The sequence below is a fragment of the Sphingobacterium sp. UBA7249 genome, from assembly GCF_002472835.1.
Taxonomy (GTDB): domain Bacteria; phylum Bacteroidota; class Bacteroidia; order Sphingobacteriales; family Sphingobacteriaceae; genus Sphingobacterium; species Sphingobacterium prati.
Window position 1 is genome coordinate 24,979 of the sequence record NZ_DKST01000028.1, and the last position, 23,877, is coordinate 48,855.

General features: G+C 41.1%; 13 protein-coding genes and 1 tRNA gene. 13 read left to right on the top strand and 1 reads right to left on the bottom strand.

Annotation, left to right across the window (positions count from 1 at the left end; genetic code table 11):
• Nucleotides 1–133: 133 nt before the first annotated feature.
• The 12 genes from B4A24_RS19645 to B4A24_RS19700 all read left to right on the top strand — a co-directional run bounded on the left by B4A24_RS19645 (nucleotide 134) and on the right by B4A24_RS19700 (nucleotide 22,720).
• Nucleotides 134–4,450, top strand: a complete 4,317-nt coding sequence (locus B4A24_RS19645) for a hybrid sensor histidine kinase/response regulator transcription factor (RefSeq protein WP_293946678.1) — start codon at nucleotides 134–136, stop codon at nucleotides 4,448–4,450.
• Between the two features lie 181 nt (nucleotides 4,451–4,631).
• Nucleotides 4,632–5,033, top strand: a complete 402-nt coding sequence (locus B4A24_RS19650) for a pectinesterase family protein (RefSeq protein WP_293946679.1) — start codon at nucleotides 4,632–4,634, stop codon at nucleotides 5,031–5,033.
• Between the two features lie 48 nt (nucleotides 5,034–5,081).
• Nucleotides 5,082–8,495, top strand: a complete 3,414-nt coding sequence (locus B4A24_RS19655) for a SusC/RagA family TonB-linked outer membrane protein (RefSeq protein WP_293946680.1) — start codon at nucleotides 5,082–5,084, stop codon at nucleotides 8,493–8,495.
• A gap of 10 nt (nucleotides 8,496–8,505) precedes the next feature.
• Complete coding sequence (locus B4A24_RS19660) at nucleotides 8,506–10,530, top strand: RagB/SusD family nutrient uptake outer membrane protein (protein ID WP_293946681.1); 2,025 nt, start codon at nucleotides 8,506–8,508, stop codon at nucleotides 10,528–10,530.
• 18 nt (nucleotides 10,531–10,548) lie between these two features.
• Nucleotides 10,549–12,168: a DUF5123 domain-containing protein gene (locus B4A24_RS19665; protein WP_293946682.1), complete on the top strand. Its 1,620-nt coding sequence runs from the start codon at nucleotides 10,549–10,551 to the stop codon at nucleotides 12,166–12,168.
• A 38-nt stretch (nucleotides 12,169–12,206) separates the two neighbouring features.
• Nucleotides 12,207–13,685 (top strand): pectate lyase family protein, encoded by a 1,479-nt coding sequence (locus tag B4A24_RS19670; RefSeq protein WP_293946683.1) that lies wholly within the window; start codon nucleotides 12,207–12,209, stop codon nucleotides 13,683–13,685.
• A gap of 42 nt (nucleotides 13,686–13,727) precedes the next feature.
• Nucleotides 13,728–15,389: a glycoside hydrolase family 28 protein gene (locus B4A24_RS19675; RefSeq protein WP_293946684.1), complete on the top strand. Its 1,662-nt coding sequence runs from the start codon at nucleotides 13,728–13,730 to the stop codon at nucleotides 15,387–15,389.
• Between the two features lie 79 nt (nucleotides 15,390–15,468).
• On the top strand, nucleotides 15,469–16,377 hold the full coding sequence (locus B4A24_RS19680) for an alpha/beta hydrolase (protein ID WP_293946685.1): 909 nt from the start codon (nucleotides 15,469–15,471) through the stop codon (nucleotides 16,375–16,377).
• A 14-nt stretch (nucleotides 16,378–16,391) separates the two neighbouring features.
• Nucleotides 16,392–18,854 (top strand): glycoside hydrolase family 95 protein, encoded by a 2,463-nt coding sequence (locus tag B4A24_RS19685; protein ID WP_293946686.1) that lies wholly within the window; start codon nucleotides 16,392–16,394, stop codon nucleotides 18,852–18,854.
• Nucleotides 18,855–18,963: 109 nt separating this feature from the next.
• On the top strand, nucleotides 18,964–20,610 hold the full coding sequence (locus B4A24_RS19690) for a glycoside hydrolase 43 family protein (RefSeq protein ID WP_409456460.1): 1,647 nt from the start codon (nucleotides 18,964–18,966) through the stop codon (nucleotides 20,608–20,610).
• Nucleotides 20,611–20,691: 81 nt separating this feature from the next.
• Complete coding sequence (locus B4A24_RS19695) at nucleotides 20,692–21,729, top strand: pectinesterase family protein (RefSeq protein ID WP_293946687.1); 1,038 nt, start codon at nucleotides 20,692–20,694, stop codon at nucleotides 21,727–21,729.
• The gene (locus tag B4A24_RS19700; RefSeq protein WP_293946688.1) at nucleotides 21,713–22,720 is read left to right on the top strand and encodes an alpha/beta hydrolase; all 1,008 of its coding nucleotides are present in this window, start codon (nucleotides 21,713–21,715) and stop codon (nucleotides 22,718–22,720) included. The genes B4A24_RS19695 and B4A24_RS19700 overlap by 17 nt, the downstream gene beginning before the upstream one ends.
• Nucleotides 22,721–23,071: 351 nt before the next feature.
• On the opposite strand, the gene B4A24_RS19705 is transcribed toward B4A24_RS19700, so the two are convergent.
• Nucleotides 23,072–23,145, bottom strand: a tRNA-Ile gene (locus tag B4A24_RS19705).
• A gap of 89 nt (nucleotides 23,146–23,234) precedes the next feature.
• Between B4A24_RS19705 and B4A24_RS19710 the strand changes: the two genes are divergently transcribed.
• A complete protein-coding gene (locus tag B4A24_RS19710; protein WP_293946689.1) occupies nucleotides 23,235–23,867 on the top strand; it encodes an HAD family hydrolase in 633 nt (210 codons plus the stop codon).
• Nucleotides 23,868–23,877: the final 10 nt, after the last annotated feature.

Consider the following 23,877-nt stretch of genomic DNA (forward strand, 5'->3'; position numbering starts at 1 on the left):
GAATGAGCAGTATATCCATATCGTATTTTTGAGATCGTTTGCGTAGAAAAAATAAAGTAATGTGTAAATAAAAAGCTAATTTTAGGTACTAACCAAATTTTCAAAACTGCGAGGGATAAACCTAATCTTCATTATGATAAAATTTAGTAGATCGTGGATATTTTTATTAGCGTTAGTTGTCGCTTATATGCCCACTGTTCTAGGTCAAGAAAACTTTAGGTTGGATCATTTCGGCGGAGAAAAAGGCCTCTCTCATGGTAATCTGACAGGCTTATTGAAGGATAAGGATGGTTTTCTTTGGATTGGGACATGGAACGGAATCAACCGTTACGATGGTCAGCATTTCAAAACCTTTAATTCCACAGAGCTCAAGAAGTATGATGTTGCAAGTCGTCGAATTATCCAGATGATTGACGGTATTAAAAACGATATTTGGTTTCTTACTTATGATATGAAACTTTATTGTTTTGACAAGGCTTCTGAAGAGTTTTTTTCGATATCGGAAAAGGTGGAAGCTACACAAAAGAAATCAATACAGTTCAACAAAATTTTAGCAATCGATAAACAATCGTTATGGGTCGGCAGCACAGATGATGGTTTATTTTGTATTGATGCGAAAAGTAAAAATTTTGACTATTCAATTTTTAGTTCAGACAATAAGGTTTTAGATAATCATTTATCATCAAATAAATTGAGTTTCTTTCATAGGAATGCTGAAGGACAAGTATGGATTGGTACAAAAGACGGTCTTCATTTGCTTCAATTAACCTCAAAAAACGGGAATAAGCCACATGTTATTCAATCTTTTGAATTGACGTCAAATGGAATCTTTAAGATTACTGAGTCTTCAGATTTCATGTACTTTTCTACCGTAAGAAATAACCTGTTGGTGTACAATAAACAAAAGAAAAAATTACAGGTGCTAACGGTAACAAAAGGACGAATCAATGAAATGCGTATGTCGCGCGATCAAAAGCAGCTTTTCCTGTCAACCTCTTTGGGGGAACTTATTGCATTTGATGTCGTGAGACATACAGTAAAGACAATATATCACTTTCGAACAAGCCTTACTGGGATTTATGAAGATAGTAAGCGACGTTTGTGGCTTGAACCAGAGGGGAACGGTGTGGTTCTGCTGAATTTGAACAATTTTAAAAGCAACTATTTTAGTTCTCCTTTCTTTAAAAAGAGTTCAACGGTGAGTTTTAATTGTTTTGAGGATGCATCGCAAAGAGTCTGGATCAGTATGCGTGGGGGCGGATTCGGCTTTTTTGATGAACAGAATGCCCAGATCAGCTATTCTTTTAAGTCAATCAATGGTCAACAGATCGACTTTCCTCGCTTTGTCCATGATATCCTATATGACCCTGCTGGCGTAATTTGGTTTGCCGTAGAGGGGGAAGGAATGGCACGGATAGTCTTTTACAACAAAGGGGTGTCATTCCAATCTTTTGGGAATGAACAAGGGGAAGCATCGGATACTGAAGTTCGTAGCCTATTATTTGATCAGTTGGGAAGACTTTGGGTTGGCAAAAAATTTGGACCCATATCAGTTTTTGATCAAGGAAAAATTTCGCCAGTTTCTTTTAGCGGCATGGATTCAGAGGCGCTTTCGTCCGTCTATAGCCTATTGGAAGACCGTAGGGGAACAATGTGGATTGGTACTAAGAAACATGGATTGTTAAAGGCTGTGCCGCAAAATAAGGCGCGAACTTCATATAGACTCGAACAATTTAGTACGACAAACAAAAAATTAAGTAGTAACCAAGTTTATTCTTTGTTGGAGGATAAACAGGGGGCTATCTGGATCGGAACTTATGGATCGGGTCTACTGCGTGCCACTGAAATCAATGGAAGAACGAAATTTGAACGGGTAGCATTGCAAAAGCCTGGATTGCGGAAGGATGCATTTAGCAGAATTCGGCAGTTAACCCTCGATGATAAGGGGATGGTTTGGGTAGCGACAACTTATGGTGTTCTGGTTGTCAATCCAATCAAAAAGAGGGATAATTTTTACTTTGTGTATTATAAGGGAGATCATATTGGAGATAATGATGTGCAATATCTATACAAAGATCATTATGGAACAATGTGGATATGTACCTCAGGAGGTGGATTAACAAAATGCAATGGTGACCCTTTTAGTACTCTTCAATTTGAACATTATACAGCCAAAGAAGGGCTTTTTAATGATTATGTTTTAAGCTGTATCTCAGATGAAGAACATAACCTTTGGTTAGCAACAGAAGGTGGATTGTCCAAGTTTGACTGCAAAAAAAAGAGATTCGTAAATTTTAATGCAAGCGACGGTTTTGGCAATATGCGATTTTCAGAAAAGACGGTGGTTCAGAACAAGCAAGGAATGATTTTTTGGGGTACAACGAAAGGTATGCTTTGTCTCGACACTAAATCCTTTCAACAGAAAAATAGCAAACCGCAGCTTCTGCTGACTGGGCTTTTGATTAATAATAAGGAATTTGTAATTAACACCCAAAAAAAAGGCCAACAAGTCGGTGTACAATATGCCGATCGTCTTATCTTAAATTATAATCAAAATAACCTATCTTTTGATGTAACAGTTTCGGATCCACGCTATATGCACCCTAATTTTCAATATCGTATAAGGGAGATTGATACCAGCTGGCATCTTAATAATCAGATTACACGTATTACCTATACCAATTTAAATCCAGGCGATTACACACTCGAGATAAAGGGGGAAGATGATCTTTATGAGGGAATGCCTTACAGAAAGATTGAATTTATGATTAATCCACCATGGTGGAAGACCGATTTGGCATATCTATTCTACAGCCTTTTGATTCTGGGGATTTCCTACGCTGTTTTTAAAATAAGTCTGCAAATGATTCATTTAAAACAGAAAGTACTCCTCGAACAGCATCTTGGAGCACTTAAAATGGAGTTTTTTACCAATATCTCCCATGAATTGCGAACACCATTGACACTTATCATAAGCCCGGTAAAGAAATTGATAGGTGAAGAAACGGATACAAAAAAGCAGGTTTATATGGATATTATTCATCGGAATGCTACCCGAATGGAACTTTTTGTTAATCAATTATTAGACTTGAGAAAGGTACAGGAAAGCAAGCATCAATTGCATCTTACACAATTCGATATAGTGGTATTGATATCTGATGTGTTGTTCGCCTTTATCGCATCTGCCGAGGCAAAACAGGTGAACCTTAAATTTGTTACAGTTTTTAAAGAACTGATTGTCCAGTTGGATCAGGGGAAAATTGAGATAATCCTTTTCAATTTGTTGTCAAATGCACTAGACTATACACCCGAGGGAAGTACAGTGGAAATCCAGTTAAACCTGCATCAAGATAAAATGTGTATCCATATCATTGACGAGGGCCCTGGGGTTCCAAATGTATCACTGCCTTATATTTTTGAATTATTTTATACCGAAAATAATACTAAAGCACATAAAAGAAAAAGTACAGGAGTAGGTTTAGCACTTTCAAAAGAATTTACGTTATTACACAATGGGGATATTTATGCAAAAAACAGGATAAGCCACGGACTTCATGTTAGCGTTGAAATTCCAATTTACAATAATTCAAATCCACAAAGTGTCGAAGAATTCCTTAGTTTTAATTCTTTTACTCTTCAGCGCTCCGATCCGGATAAGAATAGTCCGGTAACTTTTGATACAGACAAAAATGAAACTTTATTGTTAGTAGAAGACAATGCGGATTTACGTATATTTTTAAAGGGGCAATTGGATTCTCATTATCGCGTTGAAATAGCTACGAACGGTAAAGAAGGGTTGGAAAAGATTCGTTCCATTATGCCTGATTTTATATTAAGTGATCTGATGATGCCAGAATTGGACGGCATTGAAATGTTGAAAGAAGTTCGGCGGGATGCGCGTATTTGCCATATCCCTTTTGTGTTGTTGAGTGCTAAACACGCTGTTGAAACTCAAATTGAAGGATTGAGTTATGGTGCTGATTATTATATCACAAAGCCATTCGAACCAGCTTTTCTGTTAACTGCTATAAATAGTTTACTTCGGAAAAGAAGATCCTATTTTGAACAGGTTACTGAACGAAATGCTCCTGTAGTTCAAGTATCAGAAGTTCAAATTGACGACAAGGATAAGAAATTCTTGGAAACAGTAGTCGAAGTGGTGGAACGGCATATGAACCAATCTGACTTTAACATTGATTTGATTGCCGAACAGCTGAATTTGGCTCGTAATACCTTTTACAAAAAATTTAAGAGCCTGACAAATATGGCTCCAGTTGAATTCGTTCGCGAGTTGCGCCTGAAAAAGGCGAAGTTATATTTTGATGCCGGTTTGGAAAACGTATCCGATGTAGCTTATCGCGTAGGCTTTAATAACCCTAAATATTTCAGTACAAGTTTCAAGGATATGTTTGGGATCTCTCCAAAAGAGTATGCCATGCGAAAAAAATAGAATGTTTTTTAATAATAATCTTAATTTTTTTGAATATAAAATACTGATAATTAGTTTTATATAAAAATTGAACCTTTTTTGTCAATTATTGAACCTTTAATTTGTTGTGCTCCATTAGCTTTGATTATTGCTGGCCATAGGCTGCAAACTTAATGTTAAACGAACCAATTATAGACTTCTAATGATTAGACAAACTCTCGTATCTATCCTATTAACCTATGTTCAATTTTGCAGTCCTTTTTTTAGCCGTGCTAGTACATTTAATACTGTAGTGCTAGATGGTACTCATAGTGTCGTAGTATCTACCGATGGAAATGATGATTATAAGACTATACAAGAGGTAATTGACAGTCCACTAAAAGATTGCAGTGAACCTTACCGTATTTATGTGAAAAATGGAGACTACATCGACCACGAGAATCGTAAGACAAGATTTAAAAACAGTAATAACGAGTTGGGAGTGTCAAAAGTAGTACTAACCGATGCGGAAGCCTCTAGTTATACCTATGATAAGGTTATTCTGGGTGATGATAAGTGGGATCCTCGCAAATTTATCTCCATTAAGCCCGAAATATGGATGTGATTTCGCAGAAGTTGAACTAAATAGCCAAGAAATTATAAACAAAATCTTATGAGAAATAACAAATTGAAACCATTTGACGGAATAAAGTTTTCTTTGTTTCGTTCTACGCAGCAGCGTAAAAATTTGTTGCATTCAGATGGGGTCAGGGATGTGCCTTATTACAATTGGCGGAGCCGTACGAATATTGGTTTCTTACTGGTCTTTCTCTCAACTGCCTTTCAGGCAAGCGATGGTTATGCGACAACGGCAGTGCTCTTGGATAGTCCCGGTAAGCAGGTACAATGGATACCCCAAAGGTCTATTGCTGTCAAAGGTAAGGTGTTGGATGACCGCGGAGCTCCCATAACAGGGGTAACCGTGCGTATAAAATCAAGCAGTATGGTGACATCAACTGATCAGTTGGGAAGTTATGCTTTTAAAGATGTTCCCGAGGATGCTGTTCTTGTGTTTGCCTATGTTGGAAAAAAAAGCCAAGAAGTTCAGGTCAATGGACGTACGAAAATAGATGTAGTTCTCGCTGATAATACGCTAATGATGGATGAAGTTGTAGCCATCGGCTATGGAACGACAAAACGGAAAGATCTGACAGGATCGGTAGCATCTATCAATGCCGAACAATTGAAAGATCTCCCTACGGTATCTGTACTTCAAGCCATATCCGGCCGTTTACCAGGTGTGAATGTCACCATAACGGAAGGTTCGCCTGATGCACAGATAAAAGTCCGCGTGCGTGGAGGAAGTTCCATTACCCAGGACAATTCGCCTTTATATATTGTTGATGGATTTCGTGTAGCCAATATCAATGATATTCCGATGGCAGATATTGAAAATATTGATGTACTGAAAGATGCGGCCTCTACTGCAATATACGGCTCTGAAGGGGCCAATGGGGTGATCTTGATTACGACCAAGTCTGGGAAAGGAGGAAGTCCAAAAATTACATTCAACTCCTATTTGGCGGCAAGTAAAGTTTATAACCTTACTGAGGTACTGTCGCCTTATGAGTATGTATATTGGCAGCGTGAGCTCGATCCTTCTATGGCTGCGAATAACAGTTTTAATTCCATGTACGGACTCTGGGAAGATGTGGATATTTATAAATCCAAAGGTGGGCTTAATTGGCAGGATAAATTATATGGCAATACGGGGCTGCAACAAAACTATAGTTTGGGAATGACGGGAGGTGACAAGGACGGAAGCCTTACCTATAATTTAAACTATACACGCGATGATGAGGACTATATTATGCTAAACTCGGCTTATCAGCGGGATTATGTGAGTGCAAAGCTCAATAAAAAGATCAGTCCTAAGCTTTCCTTTGAATTTAACTCGCGGATGTCAAATACAAAAATCACTGGACCCAGTATCTCTGATGGACGCAAGCTGCGGGAAGCCGTAAAGTATGCGCCCGTTCGTAGTCTTGCATCTCTGACCGAAGGGGCCCTCGGCGGAGCGGAAGATATCACCTCAGCTGAAGCACTGAGCTCACTGAACGACCCCGTTGTGAACGTCGTTAATGAGTATAAAGATCAAAATCGCTTTAATTTAATATTTAACGCAGGGCTGAATTGGAAAATTACCAGAGGATTAAGTTTTAACGCCAAAGGTTCTTATGGTTTCAATAAAAATTTTACAGATAATATCTGGATAAAAGGTACCGGACAGTCCAGTGCCAACGGTGGTCAGCCCGTAGCGCGACGAGAAGATCAAAAAGGAGCGTTGTGGTCATTCCAAAATGTGCTGACCTACGATTTTAAATTGCAAGAAAATAAGCATCGGTTTACGATCGTTGGGGGACAGGAGATGACAAATAACGAGCAAAATGATATGCTGCTAGAGTCTAAATTTTATCCTAAAGATTTCTCAACCGATGATGTATTAGCGATGTGGAATTATGGTACTCCATCGCCTACCTACTCGACCATTCGTGAACCATCACGGACGACCTCCTTCTTCTCGAGGATTAACTATACTTTCAGCGATCGCTATATCCTGACCTTGACAGGTAGGGCTGATGGTAAAAATGTATTTGCTCCAGGCAACCAATGGGGATTTTTTCCAGGTGCGGCTTTCGCTTGGAGATTTTCGGATGAGTCGTTTATGGCAGATACTAAAGCTTGGCTTACTGATGCCAAATTGCGCCTGAGCCATGGTTCGGTGGGCAACGCGCGCGTCGGGTCTTACTGGCGGCAGGATTATGACTTTATCAATTCAGCAAATCAATTGTATTATATCGGCGAGACTCCGCAGAGCGCCCTGCGGACTAAAACCACATTGAAGAATGAAAACCTAACCTGGGAAAGCACGGTGTCTAGCAATATAGGTTTGGATCTTTCCCTGTTTAAAAGTCGCTTGAATCTTACTGTCGATGCATACAACAATATTACAAACGATTTAATACTTCAGGTTCCGTTGCCATCGAGCTCCGGCTATGCCAACCAGTATCAGAACGTAGGTAGTACTTCCAATAGGGGAATTGAGTTTTCGGCCTCTGCGGTATTGGTAGAAAAAAAAGATTTTCGTTTATCAGCAGATTTTAACATCGCCTTTAACCGTAATAAGATTCGTAAGCTGATTGACGGTCTGAATGAAATGACTACGCCAGCCTCTCCCTGGCTGGATTTTGGACGCGACGATTTTAGGGCCATTGTTGGACAGCCTCTAGGATTGATGTATGGCTTTAAACAAGATGGATTCTATTCTTTTGATGATTTTACTTTTGATAGTACACAAAATAGATGGCTATTGAATGAAGGAGTGGTGGATGCTTCGAAAGTGATGTCCAGGGGCGGTAATTATTTTGGCCCAGGTCATATTAAACTTGAGAAGTTGGGCGGAGAAGGTCAGGTAATTACATTGGAGGATGACAGAGCGGTGATTGGCCAAGCACAACCAAAACACACAGGTGGTTTGATGTTGAATGTGCAGTACAAAAGCTTTGACCTGGTGAGTATGTTTAACTGGTCTTACGGCAACGACATATATAATGCAGATAAAATAGATTTCATGGCTTATGAAGGTTCTAAACGGTATCAGAATATTAGTAATGACATGAGGCTTTCGCAACGTTTTACCACGATAAACCCTGTCACTGGTGCGAATATCATGTTTGGAAATGATGCGAACCCCGAGCTTTTCCGTGCGCTCAATGAAGAAAAGACGATGTGGAATCCTATGGCTGCAAATGGTCGTATTTTAACCGATTGGGCCATCGAAGATGGTTCATTTCTTCGCCTGAGCAATCTGACAATCGGCTATACCTTGCCTACACATATCGCCAAACGTCTACTAATGCAAAATCTACGTCTTTATGTCGCCGGCTATAACCTGCATGTATGGACAAAATATAGTGGGCAGGATCCAGAGGTCGACACACAACGTAATCCATTAACCCCCGGTGTGGGATACTCTGCCTATCCGAAAGCGAGAAAGGTGTTGTTTGGATTAAATGTTACATTTTAAACATAAGAAGATGAAAAATATAATCATCATTGCTGTTGTCATACTAGCTTGTATGAGTTCATGCAAAAAATATCTTGAAACCAGTTCTCCTTCTTCCTTAAGTGGAGAGACTGTATTTAAGACGAGTTCAATGACCAAGGCTGCGGTCATGGGATTATACGGCAAAATGACCGATACTTATATCTACGGACAAAAGCTTTCTGTCAATTGGCAAGGGGTGTCAGATATCGAATCTAATGGTCAATTCAGTGAAACCGGTTATATTTCACAGACGGATGATTTTGGTGCAGGAAATTATTTCGGACATGTCAACAATTCCACGACAAGGTGGCAACGTTTGTTTGAGTTTGCAGAAATGGCAACAGCAGTCGTCGACGGAATCCGCAATTCACCGATTCTAGCGAGTGAAGCAACCAGTATGAAACCACTTTTGGGAGAAGCTCTCACACTTAAATCTCTCGCATTTTTTGAACTTGCACGGTATTGGGGTGATATTCCTTATAAAAAAGAAGCTTCCAAGTCTGACTTATCTAATGTGTATTTGCCAAAATCCGATAAGGATACTGTATATCATTATTTGGTGAGGGACTTAGAAGAAGCACAGTCCTATCTTCCTTACAAAGGGGGAAGTAGTGAGTATGGTACAGTAGAACGCGTCACCAAAGGTTTCGCAAAAGGTTTGCTGGCACGTGTGGCATTATTTGCTGGAGGCTGGTCCCTCAGAGACAGTAAAGCATTTCCCAATTCAACCGCCGAGAAGCATTCTACAATACCATCCAACAATGGATATTATGTAGGTCGCCCCAAAAACTGGAAAGAATATTACCGTATCGCGGCACAACAGACCGCTGAATTGATCGGTTCAGCAGAAAATCCACATCGTTTAGATCCAGATTTTGAGAATGTATGGTCTTCCGTATGTGGTAATCGTCCAAATGCTTCAAATGAAAATTTGTTTGAGGTGGCATTTGGTATGGGAAACAATGGAGATATAGGCTCTTTGATGGGCTATGCAGTAGATGGAAATTCAAAGTATGGCTCCCGTGGATTTGGTGGTAGTTATGTAACCTCAACCGCTTATTATTTTTATTCCTTTGACAGGGAAGATAAAAGGCGTGACGTGACGCTTAGCTGGATTGGCTATGGAGCTGACAATAAAGAGAATGTCAGCAATAACCCAAATGATGTCAAATTCGGTAAATGGAGGATTTACTGGATGTCTAATTCATATCTCGCGATGCACAAGACCGCAACAGGCCGTATCGCTACTGGAGTCAATTGGATACTAATGCGATACTCCGATATTTATCTCATGTATGCCGAAGCTCAAAGTCAAATTGAAAACCCTGATGCAGTACATGAAACGGCTAAAATGTCACCAAGGCAGGCATTGGAAAAAGTTCGTGAAAGAGCATTTGGCGCCGGATCTTCCAAAATACAAGCGTATGATGCTAATTTTTTGGATGCAGTAATTAATGAACGCGCTTGGGAGTTTGGCGGTGAGTCTATCCGTAAACAAGATTTGATTCGTTGGGGACTGCTTTATAAAAAAATCGAGGATATGAAAATGGCGCTATGTCTTATGTACGATCATAGCAAACCAGTGAAAATATTTGATAAAACCTATCAGCCAGCACAATTTCCTTCGACAGTTTATTTCCGTTATAAAGACAACGAATATATTGATAAGGCTTCATTAAATTATTATGGTGATTTGCCAGCGGTTCCAGGTGGGGACTACATTTCTGTCAGATGGTTCCCTCAAGATGCTGCCAAGCCAGAAAAAGTAGAATCCGGAAAAGTATACAATTATACAATTTGGCCGATCAGAACATTATTGGCCGGAACAGGACTGATGGCTACATACAATTATTCGGAATTTCTATCCACCTTGACCTATGGCGCTGAAATTCAAGCGCAGCTTAACCAGTATAAAATGGGCAATGGCGTCTGTAATTATAGGTACGTTTATCCGATATATATCGACGATATTCGGGAAGCAAGGGGCTACCTGAGTAATGCCTACGGTTATTAACATCTAGCAAATAGTTTTATGAAAAAGATACTTTTAAATAGCATAATGTTGCTGGTCCTGGTTTTAAACCTTCTTAGTTGTAAGAAGGCTAACGATTGGGAAGTGGATGCTTCACATCAGCGGCTCTTTAAATCGCTAAAGTTTACTACTGGTGTAGTCGGTGCAACTTCAGTGGAAATTACCTATACAAAAACAGTAGCTGCGCAGAAATATATTTTTGAATTTAGTAAGGATAGTTTGCAGTTTGGCGAAATTGTTAAGACAGTGGAAATACTAGCTGATACGTTGACTCCGTTTGCACCATCCACCATTCCTGCAAGAGTTGAATATCGGACTTTATTTGATAATCTGGACGGCCTTACAGGGTATTCTGTCAGGATGAAAGGAGTAAATACAGAAACAGGTGAAGAATCGAATTATTCGCAATTATATTTTAAGACAGCTGCAGAACAGTTAATCAATAAACTGAATATTGGTGTGGATCAAATCGAGCTCTATTGGCCTGTAACAGATCGTGTAACTCATGTCAGTGTTTTTGAACCGGTGAAGAATACCGAATTGCAGAAGGTAGTCTTGTCCGCTGCTAATAAAGCCGATGGTCATGTCAAAATTGAAGGCTTACGATCTGGTACAAACTATCGTGTCGCAATTTTTAACGAGGAAAACGAGCGGGGGGCAAAGACAGTTAAAACCTTAGGTATAGCTGGAGGAGAGATGATAATAGTAAATCCTGGAGACGATATTCCTGCGCTGATAAGCTCAGCAGTTACCCAAGGAAAAACTAATATCGTATTGGTATTTACAGGCGGTAAAACTTACGATTTGGCTAATTTACTTATGCCTGCAGGAATCAGTAACCTAAACCTGACCGGCATCTCAGATGCTAGCGGTAACCATCCTAAGTTAAATCTTTCGGGTTTGCAGTTGACCGATCTTGTGATAGGTGAGGTCGTGTTTGAAAACCTCGAAATTCACGCCAACGGTAGCTCTTTTTTAATCTCTCAGGATAAGAATGGAGCGAGGGTAGCTGCCTACACTTTTAAAAATTGTTATATAGAAAGACTAGGTAGTGGGGTGGTGCGCCTTAACAATACGGTAACCGTAAAGGGAATAAACTTTGACAATTGTATAGTCGATAAAATTGGAGGATATGGTGTGATCAATATCGGAGGCAGTACCGCAAGTGTAGATTCGATCTCGATAACCAATAGTACCTTCACCGATCTGACAACGCAGTTGATGGACGTCCGCGTCGCTATCGGAAAAGTAGTGGTTGGCAACTGTACTTTTTACAATCAAAATGCAGCAATGGCTCAATTGCTCCGCTTTGATACGGCTCGATTGCCTTTAGCTTTTGTCGGAAGCAACAATATTATCGCTGGAACGAACAGTGGGGGGCGTATAAACGCAACGAGCTATGATCATGCTAGCTTTGCGCTTAACGTATCGTTTGCTGGGAGCTACCGGACAAATGAAGTGCAGATAGAGAGAACTTCCCGGGATTTTTCGGAGATCACCATTTTCAGCGGAACCGCGGAAGACTTATTTGTAAATCCGATGAATAAAGACTTCCGAATTAAAGCAGGCAACGGATTTGGGGGGCGTGGTACTGCCGGAGATCCGCGTTGGTTTGAATAGATTAAAATATGCTTAATGCTAAATCAAAAAAGGATAGTATGAAGAAATTGATATGGTGCGGAATGTTGTGTTTGATATTTAATCACACGCGTGTTTGTGCTCAGCATATTGCAGCTTTTCCGGGAGCTGAGGGCGGCGGAATGTTTACAAAAGGAGGCCGGGCTGGTGCAGTCTATTATGTGAATACATTGCGTGACGATGACAGAGGTGATGCGCAATTAAAAGAAGGCTCGCTACGCTGGTGCCTACGACAAGATGGGGCAAAAACAATTTTGTTTAAAGTAGGTGGAACAATATGGCTTCAGAAACGATTGTCAATAGACAAGGGAGATTTGACTATAGCCGGGCAATCTGCTCCCGGTGGGGGAATTACGTTAGCCGGAAATCCTGTTTCCGTAGATGCAGATAATATCGTTATGCGATTTCTGCGTTTCCGTATGGGGGATCTGCAGCTCGCTGGCCGCGATGCAGACGGAGCGGATGCTCTTGGAGGACGCCAAAGACAGCATATCATAATCGACCATTGCTCCATTAGCTGGAGTACAGATGAATGTGCTTCTTTCTATGACAATAAAAATTTTACCATGCAATGGTGCATTATTTCTGAGAGTCTGCGTCTCTCTGGACATTCCAAGGGGCCACACGGCTATGGTGCGATTTGGGGAGGAGTCCATGCAACCTTTCACCACAATCTCCTTGCCCATCACGATAGCAGAAGCCCCCGATTGGGACCCGGGGCGCTTTACGCAGGAAGGGATACGACCGATATCCGCAATAATGTAATTTACAATTGGAATGGCAACGGAGCATATGGCGGTGAAGCCATGCATGTTAACATCATTAATAACGTGTATAAACCTGGGCCCGCCACGAGCAGCAACATAAAGGATAGAATTATAGCCATTAATGCCAAAACAGAAGAGCACCCTTTCCCAAAAATCAAAGATGTGTGGGGCAAGTATTTTGTGAGCGGTAATCTACTGACCCACAATTCCAGCATCTCCGCAGATAATTGGCGGGGTGTACGGATCGTCGGCGAACAGACCCAATTGGGAATCAGATTAGATAAGGAGATACCCCTACAGGGAACTATCCATACACACGATGCACAAACAGCTTACGAAAAAGTATTGACCTATGCTGGTAACTCCTATGTACGTGATGCTGTAGATCAGCGCATCATTAGGGAAACACGTAGTGGTAGTGCTACTTTTCAAGGAAAGAGCCCTCATAATGGCGAAGGAGGAAAATGGAAAAGCCTAAAGTATCCTCGCAAAGGTTTGCTAGACTCGCAACAGGATATTAATCCAGATCCTGTGGACAATCGATTTGGGGCCTGGCCGTCTTTGGGGCCTGGCACAGCCATTCAAGATCATGACCAGGATGGAATACCAGATGGCTGGCTTGAAAAGAATTATCCGGGAAAACAGGCAAACGATCTGACCGAATCAGGGTATACTTACCTAGAGGTTTATCTCAATGAACTGGTGGCCTCCATTACATTTGGTCAGATCTAAGTGATTTATAGATAGGGGTATAATAGAATAATAAAACAAAAGATGTTTAAGAAAATCAAGAAAAAAGGACTGGCAATAGTTGGTATCTGTATGATGCCCGGGCTGTGGCAGCCGGTAGCTGCACAGTCGGTGGGAAGTCAATACCATTGGAATAACCTTCCCGAGGTGGTACTGCCTCAATTTCGAAAGGACACTGTTAATATCGAGCAGTTTGGTGCAAATGGAGATGGGTTTACGCTAAATACAAGCAGTATAAATGAAGCTATTCGCGCTTGCAATAAGCGTGGTGGCGGTGTAGTACTGGTGCCAGCAGGCTATTGGCTCTCTGGACCTATAACACTACAGAGCAATGTGAACCTTCATTTGGAAGAAAACGCATTTTTGCAGTTTACAGATGACTTTAACCAGTACCACATTGTAGCAGGAAATTATGAAGGAAAAGTTTCGGCACGAAACGAATCCCCGATCAGTGGTACAGAGCTTGAGAACATTGGCATAACAGGAAAAGGTGTTATCGATGGTAATGGAGATGCTTGGAGGATGGTTGGTAAAGGAGCATTGACAGAAAACGAATGGAAGACTAAACTTGCATCTGGTGGTTTAATCAGCGCGGATGGAAAAACATGGTACCCCAGTGCGAAATCTAAGCTTGCCCATGAAGAAAAACGTTCTTTCTTGTTGGCTGAGGGCAAAAGTTTGGCTGACTTTGAGGAGATTAAAGATTATTTAAGGCCTAACTTGTTAGTTTTGACCAAATGTAAGAGCGTATTACTTGAAGGTGTAACCTTCCAAAATTCACCCGCCTGGAATTTACATCCCCTTATGACGCAGCATCTGACCATAAGAGACGTGAAAATCAAAAACCCAGATTATGCCCAGAATGGAGATGGTATTGACATTGAATCTTGTTCCAATGTACTAATTGAGCATTGTATTCTGGATGTGGGTGACGATGCCATTTGTATTAAATCAGGTAAAGATGAAGAGGGACGCAAACGTGGAATTGCGACCGAACGCGTTATTATTCGCCATAACAAAGTCTATAAAGGGCACGGTGGTTTTGTGGTGGGGAGTGAAATGTCCGGTGGCGCCCGGGATATTTTTGTAGAGGACTGTACTTTTATGGGGACTGACAAAGGGTTGCGTTTTAAGACTACACGTGGCAGAGGGGGGGTAGTGGAGAATATCCATATCCGCAATATCAATATGAATAATATTGTACAGGAGGCTATATATTTTGATATGTACTATTGGACGAAACCTCCAAAGGCAAACGAAGTTCAGAAAGTTCCGTCTGTAGGTATTGAAACTCCGCAATTTCGTAATATATCAATTGATGCAGTTACATGTAGGGGAGCTAATGTTGGCATCTTTGTTCGTGGATTGCCAGAGATGCCCGTCCAGCAGGTCAGCATGACTAATCTTAATATTGTTGCCAACAAAGTGATTGAACTGAAAGATGCAACGGGTATTGTGGTGAAAAATGCATTCTTGCATTCGAAAGATGCTGAAACACCAACTATTTATATTGAAAATGCTTCTAACTTGCGGTTTGAAGGTTTGAGATTTGATAGGAACATATCTCCTGAATTAGAAGTGAATGGACTCAACGCAACAAATATTGTATTTAGTAATTCGAACATAGATAAAAGGAAATTAAGTTTTAAACACGGAGCCAAAACCAATGCTGTCAAGATTAATTAGTTCATACGAATGTTCAAAGATCTGGAGTACTGGATGTACAGGCTTAACTATAATTTTTTTTACTTAAATCTCAATGTAAATGAAAAAGTTATTGACGATTCTCTTCTCTTTTGCATATGTACTGACACACGGTCAAGAATCAATACTCTTATACGATACCACGAAGCCAAATAGTAAAGGGTTGAAGCTTTCGGATAGTATTGCTAACGAACGCGTGTATCAAGTTGGTGAGCCTCGGATTATTCCTTTTTTGGTCTCAAAAGAAGAAAATTCAGGAGCTGCAGTATTGATCATTCCTGGAGGAGGCTACGCCCGACTGGCTTATATCATCAGTGGAACACAGTTGGCCAAATGGTTCAATACCATTGGTATTAATGCCTTTGTACTGATCCATCGCTTGCCACACTCACCTGATTTGATCAATAGATCACTGGCACCCCTGCAGGATGCACAACGGGCCATCCGGTTAATCCGCGCTAAAGCCGCTGACTGGCATTTGGATCCCGATCGTGTTGGGGTAATGGGTAGTTCGGCAGGAGGACATCTTGCTGCCTCCTTAGCTAGCATAGATCGGCGTATCAAAGTCCTGGGTGATCCTATAGACCAGTTAAGCAGTAGCCCCAATTTCAGCATTTTGGTGTCTCCCGTAATTACGATGAAGGGTGATTATGCCCATCAAGGAAGCGTGGGTAACTTATTGGGTAAGGTTGTTGACGATTCTCAAAGAGAGCTGTTTAGCTTGCAGGCTCAGGTGACAGCGCATACTCCGCCCACATTTTTGGTGCATGCCCAAAATGATAGGACTGTCTCTGTACAAAATAGCCTTTTATATTATCAAGCTTTACTAGCACATAACATAGCAGCCTCTTTGCATATTTTTCCACAAGGAGGACATGCCATCGCAGTGGTCAACAATCCAGGGTCGACGGCAACTTGGCTAAGTATATTGACAGCTTGGCTTCATGAAATTAAAATGATTAAACCATAAATCTATATCTTGATATGAATATCAAACATCTTATATTTTCTAGTGTTCTATTGCTGCTTTGGAAGTTTAGTTCGTCGCAAGAATTGAAATTAAACTATGATAAAGAAGCGACGAATTGGAACGAAGCATTGCCTTTGGGGAATGGGCGTATCGGTGCCATGGTATACGGTGGAGTTTCCCAAGAAGAGATTCAACTGAATGAAGAAACGATTTGGGCGGGACGTCCTGGGAACAATGTACCCAAAGGAAAATATTCAGATCTTATAAAGATCCGTCAACTTCTCCTTGAAGGCAGGAACAGAGAAGCGCAAGAACTGTCGAATCTCGCATTTCCTAGAGCTGCACCAGCAGGATTGGATTATGGTATGCCTTACCAAACTTTCGGTAGTCTATTGCTTGGGTTTCCGACTCACCATAACCCTATTCAATATCAACGGGAGCTGGATTTAAATGAGGCGATAACTACTGTTTCTTATCAAGTTGATGGAGTCAATTATCGAAGGGAAATGTTCACGTCACTGGTCGACAGTTTGCTGTTGATCCGCATTACTGCTGATAGAGCGAAGAGTATTTCAATGGATCTAAACTGGAAAAGTCCACATCAAAATATTAGCCTGGGCATAAATAATGGTGCATTGTTTCTGCGGGGAAAAGGAGGTACAGTGGATTCCAAAGAAGGGCAGGTAGCGTTCTACGGATTTGTTTATCCGCGGGTTAAAGGTGGTCAAGTTAATCATCATGGCGAGCAGATTACAATCAAAGATGCAGACGAAGTAATCCTTTATGTATCAATTGGAACAAACTTCAAAAATTACAGGGATCTTTCCATCGATCCTGAACGAAAAGCCACACGAATTTTTGAAAGGGCAAAAGGAATTTCTTACGCAAAAGCACTGGAGCAGCATGTGAGAAAATACCAGAAGTTCTTCAATCGGGTGAAATTGGACCTTGGTAGCAATGCACAGGCAAAAAAAACGACGAATGTGCGTATTCGGGAGTTTGCAACAAACTTTGATCCACAATTAGTTGCACTTTATTTTCAATTTGGCCGCTATTTGCTGATTTCCTCTTCACAACCTGGAGGCCAACCTGCCAATTTGCAGGGGATTTGGAACGCTGAACTTTCTCCCCCTTGGGATAGTAAGTATACGATAAATATCAATACCGAGATGAATTATTGGCCCGCAGAGGTAGGGAATCTAAGTGAAATGCACGAACCATTGTTTAGCATGTTAAAGGACCTTGCTATTACAGGTCAGGAGAGTGCTCGGGAAATGTATCATGCCAGAGGGTGGAATGCTCATCATAACACTGACTTATGGCGCATCACGGGTGTCGTAGATGGAGGGTACTACGGTATGTGGCCTATGGGCGGAGCGTGGTTGAGCCAACATATCTGGCAACATTATCTATATAAAGGAAATAAGGAATTTTTGAAGGATTATTATCACGTGTTGAAAGGGGCGGCTTTATTTTATCTGGATGTTTTGACAGAGGATCCATCTGGAAAATGGCTGGTCGTAAGTCCTTCAATCAGTCCAGAAAATAGTTATGAAACAGGTAGCGTAGGGGTTTCAGCAGGCACGACAATGGATAATCAACTTGTGTTTGATGTCTTTAATAATTTTATCCGTGCATCCTACGTTGTGGATGCTGATGGCGCATTGCGGGATTCTGTCAAACGAAGTCTTGAACAGTTACCACCCATGCAAGTTGGGCAATATGGTCAGCTTCAGGAGTGGCTTAAAGATCTGGATAGAAAAAATGATCGTCACCGTCATATATCACATCTATACGGATTGTTTCCATCAGGTCAGATTTCACCTTTTCGCAACCCTGAACTTGCTCAGGCAGCAAAAAACTCATTGATCTACCGCGGAGACAAGTCGACAGGTTGGTCTATGGGCTGGAAAGTAAATTGGTGGGCTCGTTTGCTGGACGGAAATCAATCTTATAAATTGATCAAGGATCAATTGAGCCCAGCCCCAGAGGAACAGAAAGGACAAAATGGAGGTACCTATCCTAATTTACTGGACGCCCATCCGCCTTTTCAGATTGATGGTAATTTTGGCTGTACATCTGGGATCGCCGAGATGTTGGTGCAATCATATGACGGTAGCATATTTTTATTACCTGCTTGGCCTGATGAGTTGCCGAATGGCGAAGTGAAAGGTTTAGTCACTAGAGGGGGATTTATTATAGATATGAGCTGGAAAAATCGAGAGTTAACGGAATTAAAGGTCAGTTCTACCTTAGGTGGCAATTGCCGTATTCGTATCACCAATAGGAGTAAAATCTATTTAAAAGGGAAGCCGTTGAAAAAAGCGAAAGGCAGAAATTCCAACTCTTTTTTTGACGTTGATGAAATCAAAAAACCATTGATAAAAATACAAAATAATTCATTTGAAATTCCTGAAACAACGCTTTATGATATTTCGACAGTTAAAGATGGGGTTTATGAATTTGTTGTGAAATAAAATAGGGGATATGCTAACGCCATAGCCTTCGCATTAAAATCCCTTTGCAGGGAATGCTCTCCATAATTATGGACTTAAGAATTTAATAAAAACTTTATACTAGAATTTTATGCTAAATACCGATAAAAAAAAATGGAAATATATTTGCCTGATGGCTTATATGACCTTCAGTAGTTCTTCATTGACATTCGGACAAAATTATAATTCTCAGGTCTGGAGCCCGGATCTGGGAAATGGAGAGTTCAAAAACCCTATCATCAATGCGGATTATTCCGATCCAGATGCAATCCGTGTAGGTGAAGATTATTATATGATTGCCTCAAGCTTTAATCACAGTCCAGGTCTGCCCATTCTACATTCTAAAGATATGATCAACTGGACGATTATAGGACATGCTTTGCAACGGCAGTTGCCGGAAGAGGTGTTTAGTAAAGTGCAACACGGTGGTGGGGTATGGGCGCCTTCCATTCGGTATCACAATGGAGAGTTTTACATTTATTATCCCGACCCGGATTTTGGGATTTATCAAATAAAGACGAAGAATATTCGAGGGCCATGGTCTGCTCCTACGCTGGTTTTCCAAGGTAAAGGATTGATAGATCCCTGTCCTTTTTGGGATGAAGATGGTCGTGCTTATTTAGCTTATGCCTATGCAGGGAGCCGTGCAGGCTTGAAGAGCGTGCTCGCGATAGCCAAGATGGATACCGATGGGACTCGTGTATTGGATCGAGGTACGATTGTTTATGACGGACATGAATTGGATCCTACAATTGAAGGCCCCAAAGTATATAAGAGGAATGGATATTATTATTTGTTTGCGCCAGCAGGTGGCGTATCAACGGGCTGGCAACTGATTTTGCGTTCGAAAAGTATTTATGGACCATATGAGCGCAAGGTAGCTATGGCCCAGAATAAGTCTACCGTCAATGGACCCCATCAGGGAGCATGGGTAGACACACCTTCAGGAGAAGACTGGTTCTTCCATTTTCAGGATAAAGAAGCCATGGGACGGGTGGTCCATCTTCAGCCTATGGTTTGGAAAGCAGATTGGCCTATCATAGGCGAGGACATAGATGGAAATGGAGTAGGGACGCCCGTGATGACCTATAAAAAACCTAATGTAGGAAAACAGGTTATCGCTCAGGTGAATCCTCAAGAATCGGATGAGTTTGATTCTCCGCATTTAGGATTGCAGTGGCAATGGCAGGCAAATCCGGATGGTACCTGGCTTATGCCATCACACGAAGGTAAACTTCGGCTTTATAGCCAGCAGCTTCCTGAAGGAAGTAAAAATCTGATGGCGGTTCCCAATATATTGACACAAAAATTCCCTGCCGAAAATTTCAGCGCGACAGCAAAAATGCGATTACGCCCTAGCGAGAAGGAGCTTGGTGAAAAAGCAGGACTAGTGGTGGTAGGTGAAGATTATGCTCAGCTTTTTATACGTAAGGATAAAGGTAAATTTCACCTTTATTATGGTAGTTGTTCGCGGGCCTATACCGGCACTGAGGAAAGTGTACAGTTCGTTGCTCCTTTGTCTGAGGACTTTGTTTATATCCGTGTAGAGGTCAAAAATGGAAAATCTTGCCAATGGTCATATAGTTTGGATGGCAAAAGGTATATATCGGTGGAAAGTAAATTTCAGGCCAAACCCGGTAAATGGGTTGGTGCTACACTAGGTCTCTATGCTAGTCGAGAAAGACATAGCAATGATAGTGGCTATGCTGAAGTGGATTGGCTTCGAGTAGAAAAATAGTTATAATACTATTAAGCTTTAGCTAGGAACGAATAATGATATAATAATTTCTTTAACACAATTTATGTTATGAACATAAGAATGAAGAGACAAATAAATGTATTTAAAATTGTGTCTGTATGCTTACTTGTTAGTATACTGTTCACAGGGTTTGGCTTGCAGGCTGCCAATTCGGAATTGATTACGGTAGATAAAGAGGGAAAAGGTGATTTTACGAGTATACAAGCAGCCGTGAATTCAGTTCGCGCATTTCGTGCAGAACATGCTGTTCGGATTTGGATCAGGAAGGGAATTTACCATGAGAAAATAGTTATCCCAACTTATGTCGAAAATATTCAGCTTGTTGGTGAGGATGCTGCCAATACCAAGATCGTTTTTGATGATTATGCAGGTAAGTTGGTTGATTGTCCAGATGAGACAGGGCGGCCTAAGCTTGGGACTTTCAGTAGTTATACGCTATTGGTGCGCGCAAACAGGGTGCTCATAAAGGATATAACTATCGAAAATGCAGCCGGGCCAGTAGGGCAGGCTGTAGCACTTCATCTAGAGGGGGACCAGATTGCACTGGTCAACTGTCGTCTTTTGGGATTTCAGGATACCTTGTACTTGGGTAAAAACGGTGCAAGAAGCTATTTTTCTGATTGCAGTATCAGCGGAACGACGGATTTTATCTTCGGGCCAGGCACTGCATTCTTTAGGAGATGTAGATTGCTCTCATTGCGAAATTCGTATGTCACGGCAGCTGCCACACCACAGGGGCGACGGTATGGCTACGTTTTCGACCAATGTGATTTTGTAGCTGCGGATGAGTCTGTCGATAAAGTATTTCTTGGCAGGCCATGGCGTCCCTACGCAAATACGGTTCTGGTAGATTGTAACTTAGGAGTTCATATTATCCCTGAAGGCTGGAATGAATGGAAGGGTGATACGTTGTTCCCAGATAAGGATAAAACTGTGTTTTACGCCGAATTGGGATCGAAAGGCGCTGGGGCATCGGAACTTTCAAAGCGAGTGTCTTGGTCACATCAGTTGTCGGAAGACAAACGGGATTTTTATAAACTCGAAAAAGTAATGGATGATTGGAAAGTTAAAGAAATGCTCGATGAAATGGAAAAATAATTATCTCCCGCAGCCTCTTTTCTGGAGCACGCTATTATTGTTTATATATTGTAATTTGGGGCGTGCGCAGAATATTTACATTCCAAAAGATACGACCTATAACACGATGCATGTATGGCGGCAGATAAAGAAAAGCTATCCCTATGCACGACCAGCCATGGACAGCCTAGGAAGAGATCTAAAGGTGACACGTAATCTGGTATATACACATCTAACTCGAACAGATTTTGGCCCTCGAGACCTACATCTCGATGTTATCCGGCCTAATGACCGGCGAAAACGTGCGGCGGTGATATGGGTCCATGGTGGTGGATGGCGTTCGGGTCAAAAGGAAATGGATGTACCCATCGCACAGCTATTGGCGAGAAAAGGGTATGTATGCATTCCAGTGGAGTATCAGTTATCCTTGGAGGCAAAATATCCAAACGCCTTAATCAACATTAAGTCGGCAATTTTGTGGCTTAAAAATCATGCAGATCAGTACGATATAGACAGTAGCCGTATCGTGGTGGCAGGAAGTTCCGCAGGAGGTCACCTGGCAAGTTTGGTTGGATTGACAGGTAGTGCACCTAAATTTGAACCACTTCTTGAGTCCAAACACAGTACGCAGATTCAAGCTATTATTAATTTGGATGGAGTGGTGGATTTCATGGCTCCGCTTTCACTCAATTTAGAGCGAAAGCCCGATTCCCCAGATACTTTCTGGCTTGGAGGAACCTTTGCCGAAAAACCGTTAATATGGAAAGAGGCTTCACCCATATTTTGGGCCAGAGAAGAACAGAAAATTCCGATGTTATTTATAAATAGTGGTCTTCCTAGATTCCATGCTGGACAAGATGAATTGGTTGGTATGCTAAAGCGTTGGGGGACGGCACATCAAGTGTATACATTCGATGTACAGATACACCCTTTCTGGCTTTTCCATCCTTGGGTGGATAAGTGCGTCGATGTAATTGACGAATTTTTAAAACGTAATCTAATAAAAAAATAAAATCCAATTTTGGTGTAGGTAAAGGAAAATTAGGTTTTAATCCCTTCAGTTGGTGTCCAAAAACCTTCTTTCTCCTTTGTGATATGCACAAATATTCACCTTGTAGGTGACATCGAATTTTTGTGGTGTTCATAAATTTTTGCACTTACAGTTGTCATAATTTTTTTCTTTAGCACGTAAAAAGTACCGTTACATATTTATTGCATTTTTACCTAAAGTCCAACAAAAAACTATGCAAAACTGGGACCGAGTAGGGGGAGCTTATCTATGGCCATCTCATCAATGAAAAATTGATGTAAAAAAACAAAAAAAAGTCGCTTTCCTGTATAGAAAAGCGACTTTTTTGCTTTGTGCTCCCACCTGGGCTCGAACCAGGGACCAAAAGATTATGAGTCTTCTACTCTAACCGACTGAGCTATAGGAGCGGGTCATTTGTTTCGTCAATTTCGGCATTAGTTATGCCCTTTTGACGATGCAATTATCGATATTTGTATCGGTATTTCAAAATAATTCGATGGAAAAAATTAAAAATATTGTTCTTGATTATGGGAATGTAATCTTCATGATCGACTTTGTAAAGTTGAAAGTTGCTTTTACTCAGTTAGGTATAGGAAATGTAGACGAAGTTTTTGGGCACCATGGACAAAGTGCACTGTTTGACGATTTTGACAAGGGAAAAATTGATGCAGCACAATTTAGGGATGGGATTCGGGAAATTACCAAGAATCCAGGATTGACCGATACGCAAATTGATGCTGCCTGGAACAGTTTGTTGATTGGGGTCCCGGAAGGACATCATGAGATATTATTGCAATTGAAAGATAAGTACCGTACATTTTTGTTGAGCAATAACAATGCTATCCATTACGCTTATTGTATGAATGCTATTCATGAAAAATATGCTGTTGCTGATAATGAAGGATTTTTTGAAAAAACCTATTATTCGCATTTAGTTGGTATGCGCAAGCCGGACACCGAAATTTTCGAACTCGTTATGAACGAGCAGCGGTTGAATCCAGCAGAGACATTATTTATTGACGATAGCCCACAACATTTGGCTACGGCAAAACAATTGGGCTGGAATATTGCATTGTGTACCAAGGAGAAACCCCTGAAAGTCATATTGGAAGAATTTGGATTAGTATAAAATTTATTTT

Coding starts and splice junctions, on each gene's coding strand:
- B4A24_RS19645 (WP_293946678.1), top strand. CDS start 134: ATGATAAAATTTAGTAGATCGTGGATATTTTTATTAGCGTTAGTTGTC.
- B4A24_RS19650 (WP_293946679.1), top strand. CDS start 4,632: ATGATTAGACAAACTCTCGTATCTATCCTATTAACCTATGTTCAATTT.
- B4A24_RS19655 (WP_293946680.1), top strand. CDS start 5,082: ATGAGAAATAACAAATTGAAACCATTTGACGGAATAAAGTTTTCTTTG.
- B4A24_RS19660 (WP_293946681.1), top strand. CDS start 8,506: ATGAAAAATATAATCATCATTGCTGTTGTCATACTAGCTTGTATGAGT.
- B4A24_RS19665 (WP_293946682.1), top strand. CDS start 10,549: ATGAAAAAGATACTTTTAAATAGCATAATGTTGCTGGTCCTGGTTTTA.
- B4A24_RS19670 (WP_293946683.1), top strand. CDS start 12,207: ATGAAGAAATTGATATGGTGCGGAATGTTGTGTTTGATATTTAATCAC.
- B4A24_RS19675 (WP_293946684.1), top strand. CDS start 13,728: ATGTTTAAGAAAATCAAGAAAAAAGGACTGGCAATAGTTGGTATCTGT.
- B4A24_RS19680 (WP_293946685.1), top strand. CDS start 15,469: ATGAAAAAGTTATTGACGATTCTCTTCTCTTTTGCATATGTACTGACA.
- B4A24_RS19685 (WP_293946686.1), top strand. CDS start 16,392: ATGAATATCAAACATCTTATATTTTCTAGTGTTCTATTGCTGCTTTGG.
- B4A24_RS19690 (WP_409456460.1), top strand. CDS start 18,964: ATGCTAAATACCGATAAAAAAAAATGGAAATATATTTGCCTGATGGCT.
- B4A24_RS19695 (WP_293946687.1), top strand. CDS start 20,692: ATGAAGAGACAAATAAATGTATTTAAAATTGTGTCTGTATGCTTACTT.
- B4A24_RS19700 (WP_293946688.1), top strand. CDS start 21,713: ATGAAATGGAAAAATAATTATCTCCCGCAGCCTCTTTTCTGGAGCACG.
- B4A24_RS19710 (WP_293946689.1), top strand. CDS start 23,235: ATGGAAAAAATTAAAAATATTGTTCTTGATTATGGGAATGTAATCTTC.